This is a genomic window from Ferrimonas sp. YIN67 (genome assembly GCF_057219095.1).
Genome location: NZ_JBXVVJ010000003.1, coordinates 291,981 through 318,081 on the forward strand (window position 1 = coordinate 291,981; position 26,101 = coordinate 318,081).

At 58.5% G+C, this 26,101-nt stretch carries 18 protein-coding genes, 6 tRNA genes and 1 riboswitch; of the genes, 11 read left to right on the forward strand and 13 right to left on the reverse strand.

Features of this window, described 5'->3' with window-relative positions; translation table 11 throughout:
• Positions 1-24 precede the first annotated feature (24 nt).
• The 3 genes from AC2D8U_RS08515 to AC2D8U_RS08525 all read right to left on the reverse strand — a co-directional run bounded on the left by AC2D8U_RS08515 (position 25) and on the right by AC2D8U_RS08525 (position 3,604).
• Positions 25-1,278 carry a winged helix-turn-helix domain-containing protein gene (locus tag AC2D8U_RS08515; protein WP_484618618.1) on the reverse strand — a complete coding sequence of 418 codons (1,254 nt, stop codon included), beginning with the start codon at positions 1,276-1,278 and terminating at the stop codon, positions 25-27.
• A gap of 278 nt (positions 1,279-1,556) precedes the next feature.
• Positions 1,557-2,369, reverse strand: coding sequence for an SDR family oxidoreductase (locus AC2D8U_RS08520; protein WP_484618619.1), 813 nt, complete (start codon positions 2,367-2,369; stop codon positions 1,557-1,559).
• A gap of 104 nt (positions 2,370-2,473) precedes the next feature.
• Complete coding sequence (locus tag AC2D8U_RS08525) at positions 2,474-3,604, reverse strand: CaiB/BaiF CoA transferase family protein (RefSeq protein WP_484618620.1); 1,131 nt, start codon at positions 3,602-3,604, stop codon at positions 2,474-2,476.
• 484 nt (positions 3,605-4,088) lie between these two features.
• On the opposite strand from AC2D8U_RS08525, the gene AC2D8U_RS08530 reads away from it, so the two are divergent.
• From AC2D8U_RS08530 to AC2D8U_RS08555, 6 genes are all read left to right on the forward strand, one after another.
• A tRNA-Phe gene (locus AC2D8U_RS08530) sits at positions 4,089-4,164 on the forward strand.
• Between the two features lie 168 nt (positions 4,165-4,332).
• Positions 4,333-4,408, forward strand: a tRNA-Asn gene (locus AC2D8U_RS08535).
• Between the two features lie 5 nt (positions 4,409-4,413).
• A tRNA-Phe gene (locus tag AC2D8U_RS08540) sits at positions 4,414-4,489 on the forward strand.
• A gap of 37 nt (positions 4,490-4,526) precedes the next feature.
• Positions 4,527-4,602: transfer RNA gene (locus AC2D8U_RS08545), tRNA-Asn, on the forward strand.
• 5 nt (positions 4,603-4,607) lie between these two features.
• Positions 4,608-4,683: transfer RNA gene (locus AC2D8U_RS08550), tRNA-Phe, on the forward strand.
• 7 nt (positions 4,684-4,690) lie between these two features.
• Positions 4,691-4,766: transfer RNA gene (locus tag AC2D8U_RS08555), tRNA-Asn, on the forward strand.
• A gap of 465 nt (positions 4,767-5,231) precedes the next feature.
• Here AC2D8U_RS08555 and AC2D8U_RS08560 read toward each other — a convergent pair.
• From AC2D8U_RS08560 to AC2D8U_RS08570, 3 genes are all read right to left on the reverse strand, one after another.
• Entirely contained in the window at positions 5,232-6,077 is an 846-nt protein-coding gene (locus AC2D8U_RS08560; RefSeq protein ID WP_484618621.1) for a DMT family transporter, read from the reverse strand.
• 50 nt (positions 6,078-6,127) lie between these two features.
• Positions 6,128-6,613, reverse strand: a complete 486-nt coding sequence (locus AC2D8U_RS08565) for a prolyl-tRNA synthetase associated domain-containing protein (RefSeq protein ID WP_484618622.1) — start codon at positions 6,611-6,613, stop codon at positions 6,128-6,130.
• A gap of 76 nt (positions 6,614-6,689) precedes the next feature.
• On the reverse strand, positions 6,690-7,682 hold the full coding sequence (locus AC2D8U_RS08570) for a calcium/sodium antiporter (protein WP_484618623.1): 993 nt from the start codon (positions 7,680-7,682) through the stop codon (positions 6,690-6,692).
• A 330-nt stretch (positions 7,683-8,012) separates the two neighbouring features.
• Here AC2D8U_RS08570 and AC2D8U_RS08575 point away from each other — a divergent pair, with 330 nt between their 5' ends.
• On the forward strand, positions 8,013-8,639 hold the full coding sequence (locus AC2D8U_RS08575; RefSeq protein ID WP_484618624.1) for a glutathione S-transferase family protein: 627 nt from the start codon (positions 8,013-8,015) through the stop codon (positions 8,637-8,639).
• A 25-nt stretch (positions 8,640-8,664) separates the two neighbouring features.
• Here the strand turns inward: AC2D8U_RS08575 and AC2D8U_RS08580 are convergent, their stop codons facing one another.
• On the reverse strand, positions 8,665-11,442 hold the full coding sequence (locus tag AC2D8U_RS08580; RefSeq protein WP_484618625.1) for an ATP-binding protein: 2,778 nt from the start codon (positions 11,440-11,442) through the stop codon (positions 8,665-8,667).
• Between the two features lie 55 nt (positions 11,443-11,497).
• On the opposite strand from AC2D8U_RS08580, the gene torT reads away from it, so the two are divergent.
• Positions 11,498-12,484, forward strand: coding sequence for a TMAO reductase system periplasmic protein TorT (gene torT / locus AC2D8U_RS08585; RefSeq protein ID WP_484618626.1), 987 nt, complete (start codon positions 11,498-11,500; stop codon positions 12,482-12,484).
• A 178-nt stretch (positions 12,485-12,662) separates the two neighbouring features.
• Here torT and torR read toward each other — a convergent pair whose 3' ends face one another.
• Both torR and AC2D8U_RS08595 read right to left on the reverse strand, forming a co-directional pair.
• Positions 12,663-13,376 carry a two-component system response regulator TorR gene (torR, locus tag AC2D8U_RS08590; protein ID WP_484618990.1) on the reverse strand — a complete coding sequence of 238 codons (714 nt, stop codon included), beginning with the start codon at positions 13,374-13,376 and terminating at the stop codon, positions 12,663-12,665.
• A 12-nt stretch (positions 13,377-13,388) separates the two neighbouring features.
• Entirely contained in the window at positions 13,389-16,574 is a 3,186-nt protein-coding gene (locus AC2D8U_RS08595) for a DEAD/DEAH box helicase (protein WP_484618627.1), read from the reverse strand.
• Positions 16,575-16,840: 266 nt separating this feature from the next.
• Here AC2D8U_RS08595 and AC2D8U_RS08600 point away from each other — a divergent pair, with 266 nt between their 5' ends.
• Positions 16,841-17,878, forward strand: a complete 1,038-nt coding sequence (locus AC2D8U_RS08600; protein WP_484618628.1) for a LacI family DNA-binding transcriptional regulator — start codon at positions 16,841-16,843, stop codon at positions 17,876-17,878.
• 40 nt (positions 17,879-17,918) lie between these two features.
• Here AC2D8U_RS08600 and AC2D8U_RS08605 read toward each other — a convergent pair whose 3' ends face one another.
• The 4 genes from AC2D8U_RS08605 to AC2D8U_RS08620 form a co-directional block, all read right to left on the reverse strand.
• Positions 17,919-18,497 carry a thymidine kinase gene (locus tag AC2D8U_RS08605; protein ID WP_484618629.1) on the reverse strand — a complete coding sequence of 193 codons (579 nt, stop codon included), beginning with the start codon at positions 18,495-18,497 and terminating at the stop codon, positions 17,919-17,921.
• Between the two features lie 99 nt (positions 18,498-18,596).
• Positions 18,597-20,171 (reverse strand): Na+/H+ antiporter NhaC family protein, encoded by a 1,575-nt coding sequence (locus AC2D8U_RS08610; RefSeq protein WP_484618630.1) that lies wholly within the window; start codon positions 20,169-20,171, stop codon positions 18,597-18,599.
• Positions 20,172-20,256: 85 nt separating this feature from the next.
• Positions 20,257-20,456, reverse strand: a riboswitch (Lysine riboswitch).
• A 102-nt stretch (positions 20,457-20,558) separates the two neighbouring features.
• Complete coding sequence (locus AC2D8U_RS08615) at positions 20,559-21,482, reverse strand: electron transfer flavoprotein subunit alpha/FixB family protein (RefSeq protein ID WP_484618631.1); 924 nt, start codon at positions 21,480-21,482, stop codon at positions 20,559-20,561.
• Positions 21,482-22,207 (reverse strand): electron transfer flavoprotein subunit beta/FixA family protein, encoded by a 726-nt coding sequence (locus tag AC2D8U_RS08620; RefSeq protein WP_484618632.1) that lies wholly within the window; start codon positions 22,205-22,207, stop codon positions 21,482-21,484. The genes AC2D8U_RS08615 and AC2D8U_RS08620 overlap by 1 nt, the downstream gene beginning before the upstream one ends.
• A gap of 317 nt (positions 22,208-22,524) precedes the next feature.
• On the opposite strand from AC2D8U_RS08620, the gene AC2D8U_RS08625 reads away from it, so the two are divergent.
• Entirely contained in the window at positions 22,525-22,920 is a 396-nt protein-coding gene (locus tag AC2D8U_RS08625) for an H-NS histone family protein (protein ID WP_484618991.1), read from the forward strand.
• Between the two features lie 157 nt (positions 22,921-23,077).
• The gene (locus AC2D8U_RS08630; RefSeq protein WP_484618633.1) at positions 23,078-26,095 is read left to right on the forward strand and encodes an amidohydrolase family protein; all 3,018 of its coding nucleotides are present in this window, start codon (positions 23,078-23,080) and stop codon (positions 26,093-26,095) included.
• The last annotated feature ends 6 nt before the right edge of the window (positions 26,096-26,101 follow it).

Below are 26,101 nucleotides of genomic sequence, written 5' to 3' on the forward strand. Positions count from 1 at the left end.
CCCATGGCGCCATTCTCACGCAAGTCACATTTTCAGTTCGGTGCGCTCCATCCATCCCAGCGTCTGCCCCATGAAAGGGATGATCCACAGGGCTGACCCTTCATCCTGATACAGGCGGTAAAAATAGATCTCTTGAGGATCCAAGCTACGGCGACGCAGATCACGATAGAAACCCAAGGCCGCCGGGCTGACACGCTCCGGCGTCAACATCTGCTTCTCGGTGATCTTCACCTGGAAAGCCTCGATTATGCCGGAATCAAACGGCACCTCATAACGTGAGAAGCGCCCCTCCATGCGGAACTTGATGGGCGAGGTCGCGCAGTCTTGGTCGGTCACACAGAAACTCACAGCCATCACACCATGATCTTCATTGCGGTAAACCAGTGAGATGCTGTGGTCAACCCGGATCAGGCGGCGATCGTTGGCGGGAAAGTAGAGATCGCCCTGATAGATCTGCTCCACCAGTTCGCCACTAAATTGAGAGGTATCAGGCAGTTGGATCCGGTTGTAACGGATCCGCCCCTCCATGGTATCGGCCAGCTCCATGAACGCCAGAAGATCCAAATCCACCTGCTGACCATGAGGAAACGTCAAGTTGAGCAAGTCCTTACCATCACAACGTCCCTTTCGATAATGCGGACACAACGCCAGTGAATGGCCATAATCACTCGCCAAACCCACCGAGAGGAAATGATTGAACCCCATGGAGACCAAAGGAGTCTGGGTAAAGTGACGCTGCCAACTGGCCGGAAGGGGTGCCTCTTGATCCGAGCGCAACAGTAATCGCAATGGGCCGCGAGCACTGCCAATGATCAAACTCCGATTGACACTTCCACTCCAGGCATGACTGTTTTTCAATGCTTTATGGTAATCACTGACATACCAGCTGGCAGCACTTAGCAAGAGTACAACGCCGAGCGTCACCAGGATCAGTCCCAATCGCTTTGACCGCTGAGGAGGGGCCACGTCTTCATCAAACACACGTAGGGATAACTGATAGCCTTTGCGCGCCACCGTCTTTAACTCTATCTCGGGGTAAGGCTGCAATTTTTTACGAAGCAGACTGATGCACTGCAGCAAGGAGGAAGACGCTACGACGCGCTCGGGCCACCCCGCTGCCAACAAGGCCTCTTTACTACAAACCTCATCACGGTGAGCAATCAATGCCGCTAACACCGACGACTCAGAAAGCGTCAGTACAATGCGTTCGCCTGAACGTTTATCGATCAGGCAAACCTCTTCCGGGTCAAAATCCACCGACTTTGAAAGGTTCAGCATTGAATATTATTCTTTTTTATCATCAACTTGAGTTGCGAGATAAGCATGTTGTCATGCTACCAATAAACCCCTTCTCCCCCTGTGATAAAAATCTCACTACGCTGGCAAATATCTCATCAATAAACACACTCGGTCTGAACACTTAACGCTTTCGTCCGCCTCAGGATAAAAACCTTCACCCACAGGGAAATAACGACTCACGCGAACCGATTTTTATCCGGATCAAAAAAGCCGGTGCACAACAGCACCGGCCCTCCAAACCCACTAAACGACTTTGATCAGGCGCCACCTTTTTTGGGTAATGCCTTGATAAGGTTACCGCTGGCATCCCCTAGCTGACACCCACCATCCACATCCAGAATCGTTCCCGTTATATAACGGCCCAGTTCACTGCACAGATATACGGCCGCATTGGCAATATCCTCCTTATCACCGAAGCGTCCCAAGGAGATCCGTGCCTTCATCGCCTGTTCAATCTCTGCCGTGGGTGCCAAGCGCCGCATCCCTTCTGTATCCTCGATAGGTCCGGGACAGATCCCATTAACCCGGATCCCCTCCCGGCCCCACTCGAAAGCCAGATCCTTGATCAGCATGTTGATCCCGGCCTTGGCCGCTCCCACATGAGCCTGAAATGGTGTGGCCTTGACCGCCTGCTCCGCCGTAATGGCAATAAAACTGGCGCCCGGCTTTTTGCAATGCTCATAGGCGGCTCGGAAGACATTGAAAGTGCCCAACAGATCGATATCGACCACGGTTTTGAAACCATTGGCACTGATCCCCGAAGCCGGTGCCGGGAAATTGCCAGCAGCACCGGCAATCACTATGTCAGGCTCACCAAACTGCTCCCTTGTCTGCTCCAGCGTAGCCATCACCGCATCGTAGTCCCGCACATCGGCAGAAAAAGCCAGGGCAGGGCCACCAGCATGCTGACGGATCGCCTCCGCCGCGGCCTGAGCCTTCTCCTCGTTACGTCCAATCACCACCACCTTGGCACCGTACGCCGACAGGCCCTTCGCGATCCCCAGATTAATGCCACTGGTGCCGCCAGACAGATAGGCCACTCGTCCCTGTAATATATCTTTCTGATACATGCATGCTCCTCATTCCATCCCGCCACAGCCGGTTCTCGCATCAATCCTGATGGAGCTTCCACAGCACGACCAAACCCATCACTGCCTCTCCCTACAGCAGGGTTTTAGCAATCATCTCCACCGAGCAACTGGCCGATCGCCTCGGCGTCCAAACCCAGCTCTGCCAGCAGATCCGGACCATCTTCCCCAACACCGGGCGCCGCCTGCGGTACCTGAGGTACCGTCCGGCTGAATCTGGGCGTTGGTGCCGGCTGAACAACTCCATCGATCTCCACGAAACTGTTTCGAGCCTTAGCATGCGGGTGTTCATGCGCCTGCCAGAACGGCAAGACTGGTGTGACACACGCATCCGTTCCATCAAACAGCGATGCCCAATGACTTTGGGGCTGGCTAACAAACAGAGCCGTCAAGGCTTGGCGAAGTTCAAACCACTTACGTGGATTGCTATGCCACGTCAGCCATTCTGGATCACCTTCAACTAACTCGACAAACTGAGCAAAAAAAGGCGGTTCTATCGGCCCCATTGCAACAAAAGCCCCATCGGCACAGGCAAAGCTACCGTAATAGCCGCAACCACCATCAAACAAGTTAATCCCACGCTGAGCCTGCCAGACCCCGGAAGCTTTTAACGAAAACATCAGCGACATCAAAGCTGCTGAGCCCTCAGTCATGGCCGCATCAATCACCTGCCCCTCTCCGCTCCCCTTGCTCTCAAGCAAGCCACAGACCAACCCAAACGCCAGCATCATGCCGCCGCCACCATAGTCCCCAACCAGGTTCAAGGCCGGGCTTGGTGGCCGGTCGCCTGGGCCGTTGGAGTACAAGGCACCAGATAGAGCGATATAGTTAATGTCATGTCCAGCCGTATTGGCCAGCGGCCCCTCTTGCCCCCATCCAGTCATCCGCCCGTAGACCAGCTTCGAATTGCGAGCCAGGCACTCCTCGGGCCCCAGTCCCAACTTTTCCATGACACCAGGGCGAAACCCTTCAAACAGGCCGTCGGCACTCTCCACCAACTTCAGCAACGCTTCACGTCCCGGCTTCGACTTGAGATCGAGCACGATCGAACGTTTACCCCGTCGATTGATGTCCACCGGTAACTGGGGCGCTCCTCCCTTCACCTTTCGCTCAACGGCGATCACCTCTGCGCCCATATCAGCCAGCATCATGCCAGCAAATGGGCCAGGGCCTATCCCCACCATTTCAATGATCCGGTATCCGGTTAACGGCCCCATGCTCATATCCTTATCATCTGTTAATCGTCCCCATCATCAAGGACCCCCGCAGGTTGAAAATGCGCTTAACCCGTTAGCGCAATCTTTCGCTTGGCCACCGGACCTTTCAACCTACTGGTGGGATTTTGGGCTCGCCTCGGCCATTTAGGGGATGACAGCAAGGGAGCAAGCATCCTCCCTGAGCCTTGCCAGAAAATTACCCAGACAAATTGTCGCTCCCTCCCCCTCCACAAAGACTTCAGGACCAAATATTTTGCCCCGATGAGCGATATTCGGCCAATATGTAACCGGCGCACCAGTGACGAGACAAAAACACGACACGCTCAACACACGCCGAGGCGGACAAAAATCATTCACCCAGGAGGCTTGAAGGCCCCATTCCGTCTAAACTTCGCCCACTTGACGCATCAATGCGCATCTTTCACCCAAACGGCAAAAATCGTGTTGACTTGAACAGGCAAAATCCGTTTAATAGCGCCCCGTCGCCTCGATAGCTCAGTTGGTAGAGCAGCGGATTGAAAATCCGCGTGTCCCTGGTTCGATTCCGGGTCGAGGCACCATATTCCTGAGACGTCAGACGAAACACGTAACAATCTGTTCCCCCTTAGTTCAGTCGGTACAAAACAGCGGACTGTACTCTTGTAAGAAACAGCGTATGTCGCTGGTTCAAGTCCAACAGGACTTAAGGGAGCATCCTGAGATGTCAGGCTAAACACATAACAATCTGTTCCCCCTTAGTTCAGTCGGTAGAACGGCGGACTGTTAATCCGTATGTCGCTGGTTCAAGTCCAGCAGGGGGAGCCACTTTCGCCTCGTTAGCTCAGTTGGTAGAGCAGCGGATTGAAAATCCGCGTGTCCCTGGTTCGATTCCGGGACGAGGCACCATATTCTGAGACGTCAGGCTAAACACGTAACAATCTGTTCCCCTTTAGTTCAGTCGGTAGAACGGCGGACTGTTAATCCGTATGTCGCTGGTTCAAGTCCAGCAAGGGGAGCCACTTTTGCCTCGTTAGCTCAGTTGGTAGAGCAGCGGATTGAAAATCCGCGTGTCCCTGGTTCGATTCCGGGACGAGGCACCATTTTTGTTCCCCCTTAGTTCAGTCGGTAGAACGGCGGACTGTTAATCCGTATGTCGCTGGTTCAAGTCCAGCAGGGGGAGCCACTTTCGAAGCCCTGATCGCAAGATCGGGGCTTTTTCGTATCCGCTCCCTAAGTTCAGTCGGTAGAACGGCGGACCGGCTCTTATTAAGAGCGCGTATGTCGCGCAGCTCGTAGAAAGAGCAGTCCAGCAGGGGGAGCCACTTTCGAAGCCCTGATCGCAAGATCGGGGCTTTTTCGTATCCGCTCCCTAAGTTCAGTCGGTAGAACGGCGGACCGGCTCTTATTAAGAGCGCGTATGTCGCGCAGCTCGTAGAAAGAGCAGTCCAGCAGGGGGAGCCACTTTTGAAGCCCTGATCGCAAGATCGGGGCTTTTTCGTATCCGCTCCCTAAGTTCAGTCGACCGGCTCTGACTGAGCTGTCATACAAGCGCGCATATGTCGCTGCCGCTGTTCAACAGCGCAGTCGTGGCGGGGGAGCCTCTTTGCTGGTTCGGCTCGCCAACGCCACGCTTTGTATTCCTATCCGTTTAGCGATGACGCTGCCAGATCACCATCGCGATCCCTCCCAGGACCATCATGCTGACGATCAGCAGGCGTAGGCTGGGGATCTCGCCGATCCAGATCAGCCCACCGAGGACGGCCAGCAAAGGCACCGCCAGTTGCACCACCGCGGCAATGGCGGTGGGCAGCCTAGGCAGAACCCGATACCAAAGAGCGTACCCCAGGGCCGATGTGAAAGCGCCGGAGCTGATCGCCAGAACCACACCCGTGACCGGCCACTGCCCCCACAGCAGTGCCGGAACGAACAGTGGGAAAGCCAGCAGCGAGGCACGCATAAAATTGCCAGCGGTATCCCGCAGCGGCGTCGCACTGCCCTTGCCATTCAGGGTGTAACCCGCCCAGCCAGCCCCGGCCAGGGCCATCAATAACAAACCGGCCGGTGCCGGTGAGCGGACGTTCGGCAGAAAGAGCAGCACCAGACCAGCAAAGGCCAGGGCAACCCCCAGCCAGGCCAACGAGCTGAGCCGCTCCCCCCGCCTGAACGCCACCATCAGCATCACCAACTGCACCACGGCAAACAACACCAGAGCCCCGGTACCGGTATCAAGGAAACGGTAGGCGTAGGAAAAGCCAACAGCGTAGAGCAACAGCAGCCCACCCGACAGCCAACTGCCACGATCTGTCAACCTGAGCACCGGCCGTCGATCGACCAACAGGGCCAGCAGCAGCGCCCCACTCCCCAGACGCAACAAGGTGAAACTGGCCGGATCCATTCCCTGCTGCTCCAGCGCCAGACGGCATAGCACGGAGTTACCGGCAAAGGCCAGCAAAGTCAAACAGGTCAAAATGACGGTGGAGCCAGATCTGGGCATGGTTCGACGCGCAGCCCCTGGAGAGTTCAAGCCAGGACCTCAGTGTAGGCTTACCCCAACTGAGGCACCGCCATCAACACCAGATCGCGCTGCCAGTGGGCCAGCAGACGGGTAATATCGAGCGGGGACAACACCCAGGTCTGGGTATTATCCAGGGGATGGCACTGCAGCGGACCGCCGTTCCATAGCTCCCGATCTATCCACAACTGAACCTGCTGCTCGGGATCGTTGATCAACGCCAACAAGGAGACGTGGCCGGGCTTGACCCCCAGATAACGCGCCAGACGCTCAGCGGAGGCAAAACCCAGGCGGGCGATCTTATGCTCACGGGACAGCGCCTTGAGGTCCACCGCCTTATCGGGCCGGGTGATCAGCAGATAGTGGCGTTTCCCATAGTTATCCCTAAGAAAAAGGGACTTGGTCCTTTGACCGGAGCGCACCAGGGCCAGACGGTCGGCTTCCTGACAATTGTGGAGCGGGGGGTGTTGGTAGGTGTGGTAACCAATCCCCAGCTCAGACAGCAAGGATTCAAGCATGGTCGTAGGTCGAGGCGAAAATACTGAGGTCACCTTACCCCAGGGTAAGGTGACCACTCAATGGCAAAGGCGAAACTCAGGCGGTCACGTTCAATGCCAGTTGCCACATATAGCCAGTAAAGAGCACCAGGAGCACACCGCCACCGATCCGGCTCACCTGATACCCCCCGCCCGTCAGTGCCAGGCGGCGCTTACGCTGTACGGCTGCAAAGAACATGATCCCAACAACGGCCGTGAGGATCGCCATCGCAGGCAGATCTCTCGCCAGGACCTGCCCGGGCAGTTGCAGACCGTCTCCCAACAGTGCCGGAAACGCGATCACCCCCAACAGATTAAAGATGTTGGAACCAATCACGGTGGCAAAAGCGATATCGTGCAGGCCACGACGCACGCCAGCCACCGCCGCCGCCAGTTCAGGCAGGCTGGTGCCAAAAGCGATCACCGTCAGGCCAATCACCAGCTCGCTGATCCCCATGGCCCGGGCCAGCTCCACCGCCCCCCACACCATCACCTGAGACGATCCCAGCAACAGCAGCAACATGATGAGACTCTCAACCGCCGCCCGCAGCTTAGAAACCGGCAAAAACTCCAGCTCCTCAGGCTCTGCGTCACCATTTTTGACACTGCGCCCCAGGTAAAGGCAGTAAGCCAGCAGGGCGGAAAGCAAAATGATCCCGTCCCACCCCGCCAGTTCACCATTGGCCATCAAGAGGGCGCACAAAGCCAGGGACAACACCAAAATAGGGAACTCACGGCGAATAAAGCGACTGTGGACCATCAGGGGCGCCACCAGGGCACACAAGCCCAGCACCAAGCCAACATTAATGATATTGGAGCCGATCCCATTCCCCACGGAGAGTCCTTCGGCACCATTGATGGCAGCCACGGCAGAAACCAGCAACTCGGGAGCCGAGGTACCGAACGCCACAACGGTCATACCGATAAAAACCAGGGAGACACCACTGTGTTTGGCAAACGTCGCTGCACTGGCAATTAAGCGGTCGGCACTAAAGGAAAGCACGACAAATCCGGCCAGCAATGCCAGGAGAGGCAACAAGAGAGAGATCATAATTGGAGACACCGAGGCGAGGGCTGAAACAACACGAATGATCCCACGCCCAGCCCTCGCAATTGGCGCGTTATCACTCGAGTCTCGCCAGGCCGTGATACTGCGTGTTGCAGCTCACCGGCTGAATGTGCCACGGCCGAATGGCCAATGATGTTGACACACCCTCCCGCTTTTTCGGCGCAGGACGGCTACTCCCTCAAATGGAGGCCGCATTATACCCACTCCCGAGCGGCCTGCAACCACCCCATAGGTGGAGTAAGGGCCACTCCCCTATTTCACGACGTTCAGGCCTGCTAGGGTAAACACGTTAGGAAGATGATGGAGATAAGGATGATCACCCTGTTTGGCTACCCCAAAACCCGCACAACACGGATCAGCTGGCTGCTGGAAGAGCTCGGCCTCGACTGGCAGATGCAACTGGTCGACCTCAAGCAAGGCGGCCAGCGCCACGATGACTTCCTGGCGCTCAATCCCAGGGGACGGGTCCCGGCACTCAAGGATGGCGATCTACTGATCACCGAATCGGCCGCCATCGCTCTCTACCTGGCGGAGAGATACGGCCAGGGCAAGTGGATACCCATGCCGGGCAGTGCGGCTTCGGCACGTCATCATCAGTGGATAAGCCTGATCATCAGCGAGCTGGAACAACCGCTTTGGTTGCTGGGTAAACACAAATTTGTGCTGCCCAAGGCGCAGCGCATCGCCGCCAACGTTAATTTTGCCGCCTTTGAATTTGCCAAGATCTTACACGAAGTGGAGGGTGAACTGCCCCAAAGTGGCTACCTGCTCGGCGAGCAGCCAACCGTCGCCGATATTCTGCTGGGCCAAACCCTGAACTGGGCCAAGGCATTTAACCTTCCCCTGACCGACAGCGCCGAGGCTTTTCGCCAACGAATGACGCATCGCCCGGCCCTAGCCAGAGCCAGGCAAAAGGAGAGTGCTTCGTTGCCAACATAAGAGCCCAGCCGGTCCTAAGGGGGTATTAAGGATCACGCCCCAGCCAGTCATTGAGACGAGACAGATCCCGATTCAAGGCATGCTGGAGGGACAGGCTGTCCTGCTGATCCCCTCCACGTTCAAGCACTTCAGCCATACGGGCCGTTGCACGCAGCCCCAAGGCTCCACAAGCACCTTTGAGCTGGTGTGCCAGCTCGCTCCACTGCGCTTGCGGTGCCTGGGCAAAACGTTGACTCAGAGACTCTAATGCTCCCACCATCTGCATCATGCGCTGTCGCCCCAATACCGCCTCATCCCGTGCCAGGGCTGGCCAGTCGATCTCGCCCGGTTCAGGGGCTGAGGCTGCATCAAGTGATGCTTCATGCCCCTCTCCAGACAGGGCTCGAGCCACACTGTCGAGGCTCATGGGCTTACCAATAAACCCATCGAAGCCGGCCTGCAGATAGCCTGAGATCTGGCTATCAAGCACATGGGCGGACATCGCCAGGGCTAAGGGGCGACCGCCATGCCTCTGTTGATGCGTTCGCATAAGCTCAGGCAACAGCTGCTCTCCCCCCATATCCGGCAAATTGATATCCAGCATGAGTCGGTCGAACGCCTCCTTTTCCACCGCAAGCAGGGCGCTGGCACCACTGTCCACCCGCACTGCGGTCTGGCCCAGCCGCTCAAGGTACCCTTCCAGCACTAGGGCATTGGTATCATTGTCCTCCACCACTAATATCTTGCACTTGGCCAACCGGGGAAGAACCGCGGGTTTGACACGTCGTGGCACTGAGGCAACCGGGGATAAAACCAGACTCAGACTAAAGCTGCTGCCCTCACCCGGCTCTGAGCGCAGCGTTAACTTCCCTGCCATGGCGTCCGCCAGCTTACGACAGATCGCCAACCCAAGACCCACCCCCTCCTGGCCCATCTGAAGCTGGGTAAAGGGCTCGAACACCTTGGCCTGCTGGGCCGGCGTTAGCCCAGGCCCGGAATCCGAGATCACAAACTGCCAACGCTCCCCCTCGCCCTCGCGTCCCAGGCAGGCAACGGAGAGATCCACCCAACCCGAAGAGGTGAACTTGATCGCATTCGCCAGCAGGTTGAGCAGGATCTGCCGAAGCTTATGGCAATCTGCCAAATAGCCAGGGGCTGGTATTTCGGCCAGTTCATGGGAGAATGCCAAGCCCTTTTGCGCCGCCCTGGGGCCCATCAACTCGACCACTTCGGTCACCAAGGCGTCCAACTCAAATGGCTCGGGATTTAGCACACTCTCCCCCGAGCCAATCTTGGAGTAATCAAGCACCTGGTTGAGCAACTCCATCAACCAGGTGCCGCATCGACGTATCACCTTGAGATAATCCTGCTGCTTCGGCCCCAAGGCGCCATCATCCAACAACTCGGCACTGCCTAGGATCCCATTCATAGGCGTACGGATCTCGTGACTGACGGTCGCCAGGAATAGGTCTTTGGCTTGGTTAGCCTGTTCAGCCTGGCGTCTGGCCGAGGCACTGGCGGCGATCTCCCGCTCTAACCTGGCATTACTCGAAGCGAGCGCCTCGGTCCGAGCGGCCACTGTTTGCTCCAATTGCTGCTGATGGGCCAACAACGCCAACTCCGCCTCATGTTTAGCCCGAGTCGTGGCTTTAAACCGCTTCAAGGCAGTGGCCAACTCGGCCAGCTCATCCTCACCGGATGCGTCAATCTGTGCCGACAGGTCGCCCCGACTCAGGGCCACCAAGGCATCGGTAGAGGCGACGATCCGTCGCACCACATCCCGGTAGACCCTTCGCCATACCACATACAGGGCCAGCGACATCGCCAACAGACCAATCAACACCAGGGCCCAGCGAGCCATGCTGTGGGCTCGCCCGGAGCGAAGCAGTGCCTGCTGCCGAGCCGAGTCCGCCAGGGCCAACTGCTGTGCCAGCCCTAGGTTCAGCGCGTCGAACTGAGTGCCGATCCCGGCCTGGAGCTGTTCGATCCGAACCTTCACCGCTGCCCTTTGTTCCAGCCAGTCAAACAGCTCGGAGCTCTCTTGCAGGGAGCGCAGCAACTGCGCCATGACCGCCGCCCGCTGAGGATCCGGCACCGCCTCGATCAGCAAAGGCAGATAGTCCAGCCGTGACCGATAATCCTGGGCACGGGCCGCCAGCGTCTCGGTTGGCGCCGATAACAGCAACCGCTGCAACATCGCCTGCCCATTGGCATGCAACTCCTGCATCCTCTGCAATTGAGCCAGATCTTCAGTCAGCAGCGCCTTTACTGCGCCCCGACGCTCGGGCCCCTCCAGCGCACCGCCACGTGCCACCAGGCCTGTGTGAGCATTGTCGATCTGGCTTTGGGCCAGCTCGGCCAGTTGGGCGGCATCTCTCGACCAGCGCTGTCGCCCCAATACCAGTTGCTCCGACAAGCTGTCCCGAACGATCACCGCCTCAGCCAGGGCCGACAGGGCATTGGGCAGGCTACTGGCCAGTACCGACAACTCCGCTTCCGCTTCGAGCAGATTGAGCTGCTGTCGCAGCTCCCGCCCCAATTGCCGTAACTGCACCTGCAGTCGGCGTGCCTCTTCGACGCTGTCCCCCTCCAGCAGCAACTGGCTATTGAGACGGATCTGGATCTGCAACTGACTTAGCCTCTGCGCCCGCTCCAGCAAGGGCAAAGCCCGCTCAGTCAGTAACCGTTCACTCTCTCCGACCTGGCGGATCCCGAACCAGCCGACAGCGGCCGCCAACGCCGACAACAGCGCCAGCACCAGAAACGCCAGCATCAGCTTGCCCGCAAGGCGGCGGGGAGAGAGAAAATGGGGTAACCAGGTCAAAGAAAAGATCCGCTATGATGGAGTAACTCTATTGTATGCGATTGAATACCCAACCGTGTTGACTTCTCTTCTGCTGGCCGCCACGCTGACGACCCCACTACAGCAGTGGAGTGCCGATGGCACCACTGACTACCACTGGCAGCCACTGAATCGGGCTGAGCGCCGTTTCCGCCTGTGTGCCCTCTACCCCCACCTCAAAGACTCCTACTGGCTCAGCATCAACGAGGGGATGGTGAGCCAGGCTAGAGCCCTGGATCTGGAACTGCTGGCGCTGGACGCCGGGGGGTATGATGGCACTGAGCAACAGCTTGAGCAGCTAGAGCACTGCCTGAACGAGGGCAGTGACGCCATCCTGCTGGGCAGCGTCAGTTATCAGTTACCCGAGGCGATCCGTGAGGTGGCCCGGAAGATCCCAGTGCTGGCACTGGTAAATCAGGTCGAACCCGGGTTCCTCGCCAGTACGGTGGGCGTTCCCTGGCAGCAGATGGGACACAACCTGGGCGAAACCCTCAACACCCTGGCCGAGTCCGCGCCGATGAAGGTTTTGGTCATGCTCGGCCCCGCAGGCCAGGGAGGAAACCGCTTTATCGAGCAGGGGTTGCACAAAGCGCTGGATCCCGACCGGATCACTCTGGTTGCTACCCGTTACGGCGACAACAGCCTGGCGGAGCAGCGCCGCCTGCTACTGCAATACCTGGCGACGGCCCCCGCTCCCGATGCGATCGTATGTGGCGCCATCTGCGCCGAGATCGCCATGGCCGAGTTGCCCCGCCGGGGACTGAATATTCCCGTGCTGGCCAGCTACTACAGCCATGCTGTGGCACTTGGGCTGCAACGGGGCGATCTGGCCATGGCCAACAGCGATCAGATGCGCCTGCAGGGACAGATCGCAGTGGATATGGCTGTACGCTTGCTGCAGGGGGAGCCGGTTCCCGAAGCTGTCGGCCCCAAGGTACTCAAATTGCTGTCCGGTGCCCAACCCCACCCGCAGAGCCTCTCCGCACCGGACTTTCGAGCCATCTATACCCTGTCCTACCCCTAAGTCATCGTGCCGAATGGTGCGCCCCCGACGAACGGCGAGGATCCCCAGATCTGGGGGGCTGGGCTATTAGGAGCCAGGAGCACGACCCCCTTACCGCTTCACCGCGGCCCGTCAAAAGTGGCGTAGAGCAAAGCGCAGCGATCCAGGTTGGTCTGCCGCCTGGGGAAATGAGACAGGCTCAGGCCACGGCCGCGGCAAACAGATACCCTTCACCGTGCACCGTCACAAACAGCTTGGGCCAGTCCGGCTCCCCCTCCATCTTGGCCCGAAGACGACGCACCAGAACATCAATGGTCCGGGGATCCGGCGCATCAACCCGGTGGGACACCAGGCCCAGTAAACGCTCCCGGGGCAGCACCTGCTGGGGATGCCGGACAAACGCCTGCAGCAGTTCATATTCCGCCGTGGTCAGGGCCAGGGGGATCCCGTCCCGACTCAGGCGTCTGGCCATCGGTTCAAACAACCACCCGGCAAAACGGACACGTTCCGACTCCTCGGCCGCATCCTGCCTGGCCAGGGCAATCCGCCACAGCAGATTCTTCACCCGCACCAGCAACTCACGCATCTCCACAGGCTTGGTGACATAGTCATCGGCCCCCATCTCCAGGCCAACGATCTTATCCACCGCGTCATCACGACCGGTCACCAGGATGATCCCCACGGTCGAGCGACTGCGCAGCTCCCGGGTCAGCAGCAGACCATCTTCATCGGGCAAATTCACATCCAGCAGGATCAGTTCAAACTCCTGCTGAGCCAGCTGGGCACGCATGGCCGCGGCACTGTCGGCACTGTGTACCCGGTACCCCGCCTGTTCGAAATAGCCCTGGTGACGCAGCCGGGTGGCCTCGTCGTCGTCCACCACCAGTAAGCGTGCGGCAGGCTCGATCTGCATAGGACCCACGATTCACGCCTCCCTAAATAGCGCCAACAGCGCCTCACTGCTGTCCAGTTCAACCAACCCATCTTCAAGATCGGCGGCTCCATACATACCATCGGCCAAGGCCTGCTTTCGCTGTTGCATCTCCAAAACCCGCTCCTCGATGGTCTGTTCACAGATCAGCTTATAGACAAAAACCGGTTTGTCCTGGCCAATTCGGTAGGCCCGATCGGTCGCCTGCAGCTCGGCAGCCGGGTTCCACCAGGGATCCACATGGATCACCGTATCCGCCGCCGTCAGGTTCAACCCTGTCCCCCCCGCTTTCAGAGAGATCAGAAAAACCGGAACCTCTCCCTGCTGAAACGCCTCGATGGCCGCTTCCCGGCGACGGGTCTGGCCGGTCAGCTTGCTGTAGCCGATCCCGGCCTCCTTGAGACGCTCTTCGATCAAGCCCAGCATCTGGGTAAACTGGGAAAACACCAACACCCGCCGGCCCTCCTCCAGCATCTGTGGCAATTCATCCATCAGGAAATCCAGCTTGGCCGCCCCCTCAACCTGCTGTGCCTGCTCCAGCTTAAGCAATTTGGGATCACAACAGATCTGCCTCAGCTTCAGCAGCGCATCGAGGAATTCGATGCGACTCTTGGCCACCCCCTTGCGAGTCAACAGTTCGCGCATCCGCTCCTCCATCGCCAGGCGCACCGTTTCATACAGGGTACGCTGCGCATTAGGCAGGGTGATCCTCTGGATGATCTCCGTCTTGGCCGGCAACTCGGTGGCCACCTGATCTTTGGTTCGACGCAGCATAAAGGGACGGATCTTGGCCTGCAGCCGGGCCCGCGCCGCCAAGTCCTGCTGGCGCTCAATGGGGTGACGATAGAGGCGATTAAACTCCGCCTGATTGCCCAGAAACCCCGGCATCAGGAAATCAAACAGGGACCACAGCTCCCCGAGGTGATTTTCCATCGGTGTCCCGGTTAATCCGAGCCGTACCGGGGCGTTAAGACGCTTGATCGCCTGGGTCATCTTGGCCGTGGGGGTCTTGATGATCTGGGCCTCATCCAGTACCGCCAGGCTAAAACGATTCACCTCCATTTGCTCAATATCCCTGTGGATCAGGGGGTAGGTGGTGATCACCAGATCGGACTCGGGGATCTGCTCAAAGGCGCCATGGCGCTGGCTGCCATGCAACACCAGTACCTTAAGATCCGGGGTAAAGCGTGCCGCCTCCCGGCGCCAGTTGCCCACCAATGACGTCGGACACACCAGGATCGCCGGCTCGGAAAGCTCTTCTCGCTCCTTGAGACGCTGCAGGTGGGCCAGAGTCTGGATTGTCTTTCCCAGTCCCATATCATCCGCCAACACGCCGCCAAAACCATAGCCATGCAAAAAGCCCAGCCAGGCCAAGCCCCTTTGCTGATAATCTCGCAGTGTCGCATTCAGCCCCTGTGGGACTTCCACTGCCTCTATGCCGTGGAAATCCCGGAGTTTGTGGGCCAGGGCCCGGATCTGCTCGCCCCCAATCCAACGATTGATCTCCGGCAGCTGGGCCAGCATGCCGGCGTCCCGCTTATTGAGCCGGATCCGCTCGTTGTCGTCGCCGGTCAGCTCCGCCAACAGATCCAGTATGGGTTTCACGCTGGCATGGCGGATCAGCAGCGGCGCCCCCTCGATACGTTCCAGCTCCAGCTCGGTGCGCTCAGAGCGCCAGTCTGGCGTGTGTCGCAACCATTGCATCAACAAAGGCAGCAATGACACCGTCTGGCCCTCCAACTCGACGCTCAGCCCCAGATCAAACCAGTGATCCTGAGCCTCGATCTGCAGATCCAAGGCGCTGAGGGGGATCGGCTCCGCCATCAGGGCCGGATCCAGAGTCACCGACCAGCCCAATGCCTCCAGGTGTTCGGGCCATAACTCACAGAAACGCCGCCAGAAACCACGTCCCGGCTGCTGTGCCACCAGGCGAAGGGGCGAGTAACGATCTTCATCATGAGCCAAGGGTTCGAGGGAGAACTCCTGCGACTTTGCCCAGGCAGCCTGCTCTCCCACCAGATCCCGATCCAGCCACAAGCTGGTTCCCTCTCGACTCACCCTGCGCCGGCGTGGCTCCTGTACCCACTCGGGAGACAGGCACAGGCCCCCATAATCAAACCAGAATTCGGCCACACCGACACCGTCCTGCCACTTGACCGCCAGGTGAGGCACCAGAGGGTAACTCCACTCCTGCTCGGAACGGGGGATCGGCGGTGGTAATGCTCGGCTGGGTATGGCGTCCAGCACCTCATTGGTAAAATGTCGGGCAGACGCAAGGTCCAGCTCGGGCAGTTGCGCCAGCATCGTGATAAAAGAGGTTTCCAACCCCGTATCCACCGGCCCCAGGGTGCCGGCCCGCTCATCCAGATACCAGGGCCGGGAAAAGGGCAGAAGCTGCCAGTCCGGCCGCCCATCGAGAGACAGATCCAGCTCAAAATGCTCATCAACATGCAGCCAGCGGGCCTGCAAGGGCAGTGCCTCCCCCGCCATCAAGGGAGTTTTGTTGTCCTGCCAGAATCCCAGGCCCTGGGCCAGCATCCGTTCAAGCGCCAGGCGATGCAGATCCGAATGGATAAACAGCTCGCCCTCATAATAGCTCGGCGTTCCCGTCAACAGCAGCTCCAGGATCTCCCGGGCCCCATCGGGAAGAGGCACTGTGCTGTAGCCGCTGAGGAACGCACGGATCGGCTTGACCGAGATCTTGCTCCAGCCCCCTTTTTTCAGTGCACGGCGCACCCCGATCTGAGCGTAGATCCGCCGCGCAGGATCCGCCTGATGCTTGCGGGACAGTCGAAACACCACTTGCTGCTCACTCGCCTTGGCAACCGGCTGCGCCATCACTTCGTTCAGGCGGCGCAACCAGGCCTGGTATTGCCGTGACTCCTTCTCATCCTGATACAAAGCGGCCAGCAGAGTCGCCACCACATGCTTACAGTTAAACCCCACCGGGCAGCTGCAGTGGCCCATAAACTTGCGCCGGGTCCGACGATCGAACTCCACCGCGACCTCGTAGTGCGCCTCACCCCGTCCCTGGACTCGAGCAAAGATCTGCTTCCCTGACGGCTCCACGCGCAGTTCCATCACCCGCTCCTGCTCGAAATACCCCAGCCCCCTGGCAAAGGTCGCCTCAGGAAACTGCTTGCGGATCATGGCATCATCGAACGGAAAGGAAACAGGCATAAGAGTACGACTTTACAAACTACAAACTCACTATGTTACTGACATTGATGGAGACAAGGGAAGAGGCGAAAGCCGGGTCTGAAAAACAAATTGCCCACGCGCGCGCCCTACCCGGCTAAGAATGTCGACAGACGCCCCTGTCCGCTTCCTGCTCTCAGAGCCAGGCGCAGCCGTAAACTTGGTAAGAGAAGGCAATTTAATCACTGGCAGCCCACAGCACTTAGGGTATATTGGCCGCCAAGGAACTATGCGACGGAACAGCCCAATTGAGTAAGAACAAAGCCACCTCCTTTGATATCGCCCACCTGGCCGGTGTTTCCCAGTCCACCGTGTCCCGCGCCCTGCGCAACAGTCCACTGGTTAAAGCGGAAACCGTCGAGCTGGTCCAGCGGATCGCCCGTGAGCTGAATTACAAGGTGGATAAGCACGCCAGTAGCCTGCGCTCCCAACACAGTACGACACTGGCCCTGCTACTGTTTGAAGATCCCACCAGTGACGACTCGCTGATCAACCCCTTCTTTCATGCCATGCTCGGCTCCATCACCCGGGCGTGTGCCCGTCAGGGCTACGATCTCCTGATCTCCTTCCAGCAACTTTCCGATGACTGGACCGCCGACTATGGAGACAGCCACAAGGCCGATGGACTGATCCTGCTGGGCTATGGAGACGCCATCGACTACCAGCCCAAACTGCAACAGCTGGAAGCCCAAGGCACCCCCTTTGTCCGCTGGGGGCCACAGCAGGCCTCCACCTGTGGTGTCTCGGTCGGCTGCAATAATCATCAGGGTGGCTTCGACGCCACCCAACACCTGCTCAAACAGGGGCGCCGTCGCATCGCCTTTATCGGCACCGCATCCAACCATTACCCTGAGTTTTTTCAACGTTACCAGGGCTATGTACAGGCCCAGGTGCAGTCCGGTGTGGCGATCGATCCGACCTTGCAGCGAGACGCCATCACCAACGAAGACGCCGGTTATCAGGCCACTTTGTCCCTGCTGGATCGGGTCAATGATCTGGATGCCATCTTCACCGCCAGTGATCTGATCGCCATCGGTGCCATGCGGGCCCTGCAGGAGCGTGGTGTTCGAGTGCCTCAGGAGATCGCCCTGGTGGGCTTTGATGACATTCCGGTAGCCAGCTTCACCTCTCCCCCCCTGACAACGGTGCGACAGGACACTCGACTGGCTGGCGAGATCCTGGTCGACAGCCTGATCCGCCAACTCAACCAGGAGGAGCAGGGGCCCACCACCATCAAAACCGAATTGGTGATCCGGCAGAGTTGCGGAGCCAAACAGCCCGGCTAAGACCAAAAAAAGCCGACGCAGGGCGTCGGCTCTTCAGGACTCAGTCCCAGGCCAACTCGCGAAAATGCTTACGGCACATGGAAACATAACTGTCATTGCCTCCGATCTGGACCTGGGCACCATCCCGAACCGGGTTACCCGCACCATCCAACCGCACCACCATATTGGCCTTACGACCACAATGACAGATGGTCTTGAGCTCTACCAGCTTGTCGGCCCAGGCCAGCAGATAATGGGCCCCTTCAAACAGCTCCCCGCGAAAATCGGTACGCAGGCCATAACACAGCACAGGAATATCATGCCGATCGACGATCTGGGTCAGCTGACGCACCTGGAGCTTGGACATGAACTGGCTCTCATCCACCAGCACACAGTCCACCGGCCCTTTGGCCAGCTGGGCTTCCACCAGAGCGACAATGTTATCGCTGCCATTGAAGATCAGGGCATCAGACTCCAGGCCGATCCGCGAAGTCACCTTACCAACACCGTAGCGGTCATCCAGCGCCGCCGTCAGCACCAACGGGACCATGCCCCGCTCACGATAGTTGTAGGCCGACTGCAGCAAGGAAGTCGATTTGCCGGCATTCATGGCCGAGTAGTAGAAATAGAGCTGAGCCAAAGGTGGGTCCCCCGATAGTGAAGGTGCGATCCTATAAAAAACCGGCGGTGGAGACCACCGCCGGTTGGCATTAGCGTTAGCTGTTTGGCGTTTTCGCCATCACGCCTTGGCCAGGACTTGACGGGCACTCACGCCACGCAGCACCACGACGGCGGCGATCAGGGCCACGCTACTGACCACGAAGCCCACGGTCGCAGAGCCGGTGATCCCGATAGCCAGGTAACCCAGTGCAGCGATCAGGGCCACGGTCACCGCATAGGGCAGTTGAGTGGTCACGTGATCGATGTGGTGACAGCCAGCACCGGTACCGGAGAGTACAGTGGTATCGGAGATTGGCGAGCAGTGATCACCGAAGACCGCACCGGCCAACACTGCGGCCATCATCGGCAGCAACATGGCGATATCGGCGGCAATCGCCATGTCCGCAGCGATGGGCAGCATGATGGCAAAGGTGCCCCAGCTGGAGCCGGTGGAGAAGGCGCAGATCCCCGCCAGCAGGAAGATCAATACCGGCAGCAGCCACAGAGGCGTAGTGCTTCCCACCAGTGAGGCCAGGAAGGTCCCGGTTTCCAGATCACCGATCACGCCGGCAATGGTCCAGGCAAACACCAGAATGTAGACCGCTGGCAACATGGACTTGGTGCCGCTCAACAGCGCCTGACCCACGACCTTGGCTCGGATCCCCTGGCTCAGGGACATCATCAAAGCCACCACCAGGCTCACCAGGGAGGCCATAAACAGGGCAATGGTGGTTTCGGTCTCTTCCAGGGCGCGCATGACGGAGAAGGCTTCACCCTCATCCAGACCGGCAGCACCGGTGGACAGGATGAAGTAGATGGAAGCGATGATCAGCGCCAGGATCGGCAGCAGCAGACCCCAGACTGAGCCATTGTCGGCGATCGCCAGCTTCTCATCCACGCCCGGCGGGTTGCCCTTGCGGCTGTCCCACAGTTGGCCGTCTTCGCGGGCGCGCTTGGCGGCACCGGCCATTGGGCCAATACGGATATCGAAGGCGATCACACAGGCCAACATCACCAGGGCGAAGATGGCATAGAGGTTCATCGGGATCATCTGCAGGAAGCTGGTCAGGGCCCCCAGCTCCAGCCCGCGAGCCGCGAAGATGGTACCGATCAGGCCGACAATGTAGGCCCCCCAGGAGGAGAGCGGTGCCATGACACAGACAGGGGCTGCGGTGGAGTCCACCCCGTAGGACAGCTCTTCGCGGGAGATATTGTGATCATCCGCCACCGGCTTGGCCACAGAGCCCACGGTCAGGGTGTTGAAATAGTCATCAATAAAGATCACAAAACCCAACGCCATGGTCATCAGCCGCGCCTGCTTGCGGGTGCGGATCCGGGTACGAGCCCAGGTCGCAAAGGCCTTGGCGGCGCCGGAGGTATTGATCAGGGCAATGGTCATGCCCAATACCACCAGGAAACCCAGCAGCGGCACGTTCCAATCGTCGATGGCGCCGTCGGACCAGAACTGGCCAATGGCACGGGAAAACAGATCCGTCACGCTATCCAGGGGAGAAAAGCCGTTGGCCATCAGGACACCGACCAGGATCCCTAGACCCAGGGAGAGCAGAACACGGCGGGTCATGACCGCCAGCACAATCGCCACTAGCGGCGGCAGCAGGGAAAATACCGAATTGGCAAAATCGAAAGAAACCATCTTTTATCTAATCGTCGTTATTTAAGATGGAGGCAACTGACACGGCACGAGCCGCGGGGGGAAATCATGGATGATGATCCACCGTCCTTTCAGTAGCGCTCCATAGATAATCTGGACCTGTCATCCTTAACAGAGATCACTATGGCAGTGTTGCACCTGTTCGATACAACCCCAGCAGCCGGGAGCGACCCCCCTAACCACTTCGGCACTAACTCCTTTGGCCCAGCGTTATCGGTTCTCCACCTCGACTGGGTTACTGATAGGCAGTGCGCCTCTACCTGACTTAGGCAGTGATTAATCCTATGGGGACTAATCAACGGCGACATTCTAACCATATTTAAAGGGGGATTAGCCAGAAGGTACCGCCATTTTGGGATCCTTGTCTCGTTATTTTTCCAGTTCAGCCAGTAGGGCAGGCAACACCTGGTTGAGATCCCCCTGCAGGGCATAGTCCGCCTGTTGCATCAAGGGCGCCTGCTCATCAAGATCGATGGCCACTATGACGCCCGCCTCCTTGATCCCCGCCAGGTGTTGCGTCGCCCCCGAGATCCCGATGGCAATATAGAGATCCGGAGCGATGATCTTGCCGGTCTGACCGATTTGGTACTCATTATCAATCAAACCCAGATCCACCAAGGCCCGGGAGCCACCAATCGCGGCCCCCAATCGGTCGGCGAGCCGTTCAACCAGAGCAAACTGCTCCGCATTCTCGATGCCTCGCCCTGCACCAATCACTACCCTGGCCTGCTCCAAGGCCGGTCGTTCACTGTCGATCGTCTGGCAGGACAAGAGTCGTGCCAAGGAGGGGGCCAGGGCCAACGTCACCGGCAAGATCGCCACAGGAGGTGCTGCATTCACCGGAGTAAACCCACCGGTGCGTACGCTGCAAAGGACAGGCGTAACCAGAGTCTGTACCGTCTCGAGCACAGCACCGGCATAGATCGGCCGAACAAACTGGTCGGCGGCTTTAATGGCGACCACCTCGGACACCATGGGGCCATCGAGCAGGGCCGCGATCCGGGGCAGGAGATCCTTGCCGGCGGAATTGGCCGCCATCAGGAGATGGCTGTACCCTTGCTGACGGACCCATTGACTCAATGGCTCGGCCAACGATTGAGCCAACGGCAGTCGTGTTTCATCGACCCAATGGACTCTCTCCACCCCCGCTAACCTGGCCAACTGGCTGGCCAGGGGGTCGCCACCAAACACCATCAGGTGGCAGGGGCCAGGCAACTTGGCCGCGGCGGATACCAGGCGAGATACCTCATCACAATCGGCCGCCACTGGGCCGGTTAAGATCAATGTGCTCATCACAATACCTTTGCACGATTTCGTAAATGGTCGACCAAGCTGGCCACGCTGTCCACCCGGCAGCCTAAACGCTCACCGCGACTGGCATGACGTGCCAGGCTGCGCCATTGAGGACGAACCTCGATAGCGAGCTGTTCCGGTGTCCAGCAGACAATCTGGGCTTTTCGCGCCTTAAGCAGCGCCGGCAACTTGGCAAACCTGGGCTCCGCCAGGCGCAGATCGCAACTGATCACCGCTGGCGTGCTCAGGGCCAGGGTGTGCCAGGCCCGCCCTTGCTCCACACGAACCCGCAGTTGTGAGTCCTCAATCGACAGCAGGCTGACGGCACTGGCCTGGGGCCAACCCAGCAGCCCGGCGAGCCTTTGAGCCACTTGGTGATGATCGCCATCCTCCGATTGCTTGCCCAGCAGCAGCAGGTCCGCTCCCTGCCGCGCTGCCCAGGCCGCCAGCAGCTTAGCCACCACTTCCGGGTGCCCGGCATCGGCTGAGATCCGAACGGCCTGGTCCGCCCCCATTGCCAATGCCGTGCGTAATACGGATTCCGCATCCTCATCCGCCACGGAGATCGCGACCACCTCGGTCACACACCCCAACTCCTGCAATTGAAGCGCCCGCTCCAATGCCACGGCACTGAAAGGATCCATGACTATTTCACTATGAGTCAGCGTATCCTTGTCGATTTGTGCAAGCCCCCTCACCGGCTTTATCGCCACCACCACTTTCATTGCTTACACCTTATTTAATTTCCGTGCAGTTTGAGTTCAGCAAGATGAACTGACTGCCTTCCTTTCAATGCCAGCATTATTACATCAGAGTTATTACAGCGCAGCTTGCAGCTACGGTAGAACGAGTCCGATCACAGATTTGTGCTGGAACCAATGGCTCTAGCCAACACGCTCAACCGGGTACTGCCACATGTCACGATGGGAATAATCATCGGAAATAATTAAAGACGGGTTTGCATTTCAAAAAAAAAGATTTATTCTTTTACCAAACATTTAATACTTTCCTCGAAAGCATCATCATTTTAAGGATAACTCCAATGGCAGATTTTCTGGAAATCTTGACGCACGGTCGCCGCCTGAAGGCTCAATTGAAAGGCTTGACCCTGGACGAACTGCAAGAAGTCATCGGCAAAATGCAAGCCATTGCCGATGAGCGCGAAGATGAACTCAAAGCCGAACAAGAAGCCAATGCTGAGCGCCTGGCTAAAATTGAAGCGATCCGCCAGCAACTGGCTCAAGATGGGATCAGCCTGGACGAACTCGGCGCCTTAGCCGAAGCCGCTCCTCGCAAGAAGCGCGCACCACGCCCGGCCAAATATGAGATCACCGTAGACGGTGAACATATTACCTGGACCGGCCAAGGCCGCACTCCAAAGGCAATCAAGGAGCGCCTGGATGCCGGTGCTTCTCTGGAAGATTTCCTGATCAAGTAAATCATTCCACACTTAGATAAACGGCCGCCTCCTGCGGCCGTTTTTGTTACATATTGTCCATCAACATCTCTGATAAGAGCTTAACCAGTCCCCCACAGCCGACCTTCTTTTTGCTAACATGGCAACCTGAAACCCTTTATTACAACAGGATGTCGTAATGCGATGTTGGGGAAAATGGCTCACCCTGCTCCTGCTTGGCCTCGTACAGTTCAATCTCGTCATCGCCGTTCCGCTGCAATACGAATTGACGATCCGCGATAAAACACCTCGGCTCACCGCTTTTACCCATGCAAATCTGGTGATAGCACCCGGGGAGATCCTTCATAATGCCGCCTTGATTGTTAAAGGTGAGCGGATCCTGGCCATCGCCGACAATAATAAGATCCCTCCCGGGGCGACCGAGATCAATCTTCAGGATCATTGGATATATCCGGGCTTTATTGACAGCTATACCCAATACGGCATCCACAGCGAATTTGACTATCCCGATAGCAGTCAGCCGATATACCAATATCAACGCCCTGGGGCATTTCACCCCAATCCCGCCATTCACAGTGAACAAAACTGGTCTGAACATTTCCTGGCCGACCCTCAGCAAGCACAGGACTGGCTCGACAATGGCTTTACCTCGGTACATAGCGGCGGTCAGGATGGCCTGTTTCGAGGGCAGGGGTTTGTCACCTCACTTGCCCCCGTCGATCCCCAGCGTCTCATCTACCAAAATCTCAGTGGCCATTGGCTCTCCTTCGACAAGGGCAGTTCACCGGTCGAATACCCCAAGTCGCTGATGGGCAGCATCGCCCTCATACGCCAAACCTTGAACGATGCCCGCTGGCACCAGCAGCAAAGCCAGAAACCAGGCCATCGCCAACAGCCCGGCCTGACACCATTGGCGGACTTCGACGAGCAGCCTCTCTGGTTTGCCAGCCAGAGTCTGCTGGATCATCACAGGGCCCTGACCCTGTTTGACGAGTTTGGTGCCAAGCCCATCTTGCTGGGCACTGGCCTGGAGTTTGAGCGGCTCGCCCCCCTGCAAGCCCATCAAGCCCAGTTGATCCTGCCCCTCTACTTTGCAACCAAGCCTCAGCTAGACAACCCGGATGACGCACTGGACCTTACCCTGACTCAACTTCGTCATTGGGAACGCAGCCCAGGCAATGCCGCCGCCGTGGCCGAGGCCGGGCTGAGTTTTGCCCTGACCCAACACGGGATAGACGCCAAGGAGTTCTGGCCAAGGCTGCGCACCGCCATGCACCACGGCCTCAGCCCCGAGCAAGCGCTGGCCGCCCTGACGACCACGCCAGCAAGGATGCTGGGACTGGAGCAGGAACTGGGCCGTCTGGCGCCAGGCCTTCGCGCCGATCTGGTGATCAGCCGAGGTGATCTCTTCACCGATGGCACCCTCAAGGGCCTGGTACTGCAGGGTCGGTATCATCCATCGAATGATGCCAGACCCGATCCGCTCAGTGGTGAGTACGCCCTCACTCTGGAGGAGCATCAACCACTGCTGGTGCTGTTTGAAGAGGAGGGAGAGCTGGTAGGCGCCCTGGAGCAGGGCGAAGCGCGCCTGCCTCTGCAGCGTTTGACCACAGATGCCGACGGCCTGCAGTTTTTGGCCCAAATGGATGCTTTAGGTTACTCAGGGATCAGCCAGTTTCGACTGAGGCGACAGGGTGACGACCTGGTCGGTGAAGTTCACCTGCCCGACGGCAGGGTGCTGCCCCAACGTGCCCGCTACCAAGGTCAAACAGAGACGCCAGTGACCCAGACCGAGTCCACTCCCCGCCCTTATCGGTCTCGGCTCACCCGGCCCAATGTCGCTTTCGGCCTGATGGAGCAGCCCAAGGCGAAAACCCAGATGATCCGCAACGCCACAGTGTGGACATCAAGCGATGCCGGGATCCTGGAGAACACCGACGTACTGCTCCAAGAGGGACAGATCCAGGCGATAGGCACCGATCTTCCCCTCCCACTGGCGGCCGAGGAGATAGACGCCAGCGGCCTGCACCTGACAGCAGGGATCGTCGACGAGCACTCCCATATCGCCCTACAGGGGGGCGTTAACGAGGCCAGTGATAACATCACCTCAGAGGTGCGCCTCGGCGACGTGCTGGATCCCAATGATATCCATATCTACCGGGCCCTGACCGGTGGGGTAACCACGGTCCAGCTGCTGCACGGCAGTGCCAACCCCATCGGCGGCCAATCGCAGATCATTAAGCTGCGCTGGGGCGAAGATCCCGAAGGGCTCAAGTTCCGCGAGGCACCAGCCACCATCAAGTTTGCCCTGGGGGAAAACGTCAAACAATCCAACTGGGGAGACCATTTCACCGAGCGTTTTCCCCAGACCCGTATGGGCGTTGAAGCCCTCTATGGTGACGCCTTTCAGGCGGCACGGGAGTATCGTCAGGCACAGACGAATTACCAGCAACTGCGTCGCAGTCAAAAACGCACGACCCTGGCTCCTCGCCCCAACCTGCGGCTGGACGCGCTGGCCGAGATCCTCGAAGGAAAACGCCATATTCATGTCCACTCCTATGTGCAATCGGAGATCCTGGCCCTGCTCGATCTGGCCCAGGCACTGGATTTTAAGATTCAAACCTTCACCCATGTGCTAGAGGGCTACAAGGTCGCCCCCGAGTTGGCCCTGGCTGGCACGACGGCCTCCACCTTTGCCGACTGGTGGGCCTATAAGTTTGAGGTCTATGATGCCATCCCGCAGAACGCCTGCCTGATGACCGAGCAGGGGATCCTGACCAGCATCAATTCCGACAGCCGGGATCTGATCCGCAAACTGAATCAGGAGGCCGCCAAATCCATGATGTACTGCAATATGCCAGCAAAGCAGGCCTGGGACATGGTCACCATCAATCCGGCCAAACAACTGAAGGTGGATCATCTGATCGGCTCCATCGAAGTGGGCAAGCAGGCAGATCTGGTACTCTGGGACGCCAACCCTCTCTCGGTCTACGCGCGCGCGCGAACCACCTGGGTGGACGGCAAGATCTATTTCTCCCGTATTCGGGATCAGCAAGAGCGCCTGGCCACCGCCGCCGAGCGAGCAGCGTTGATCCAGAAAGTGCTCGAGGATGACTCTCCGATCGTTCAAGGAGAGTCTCTGAGTCCCCCGCCGACCCCGGCCTGGCATTGTGACAGCCTCGCCCACCGCCACTGATCAAGG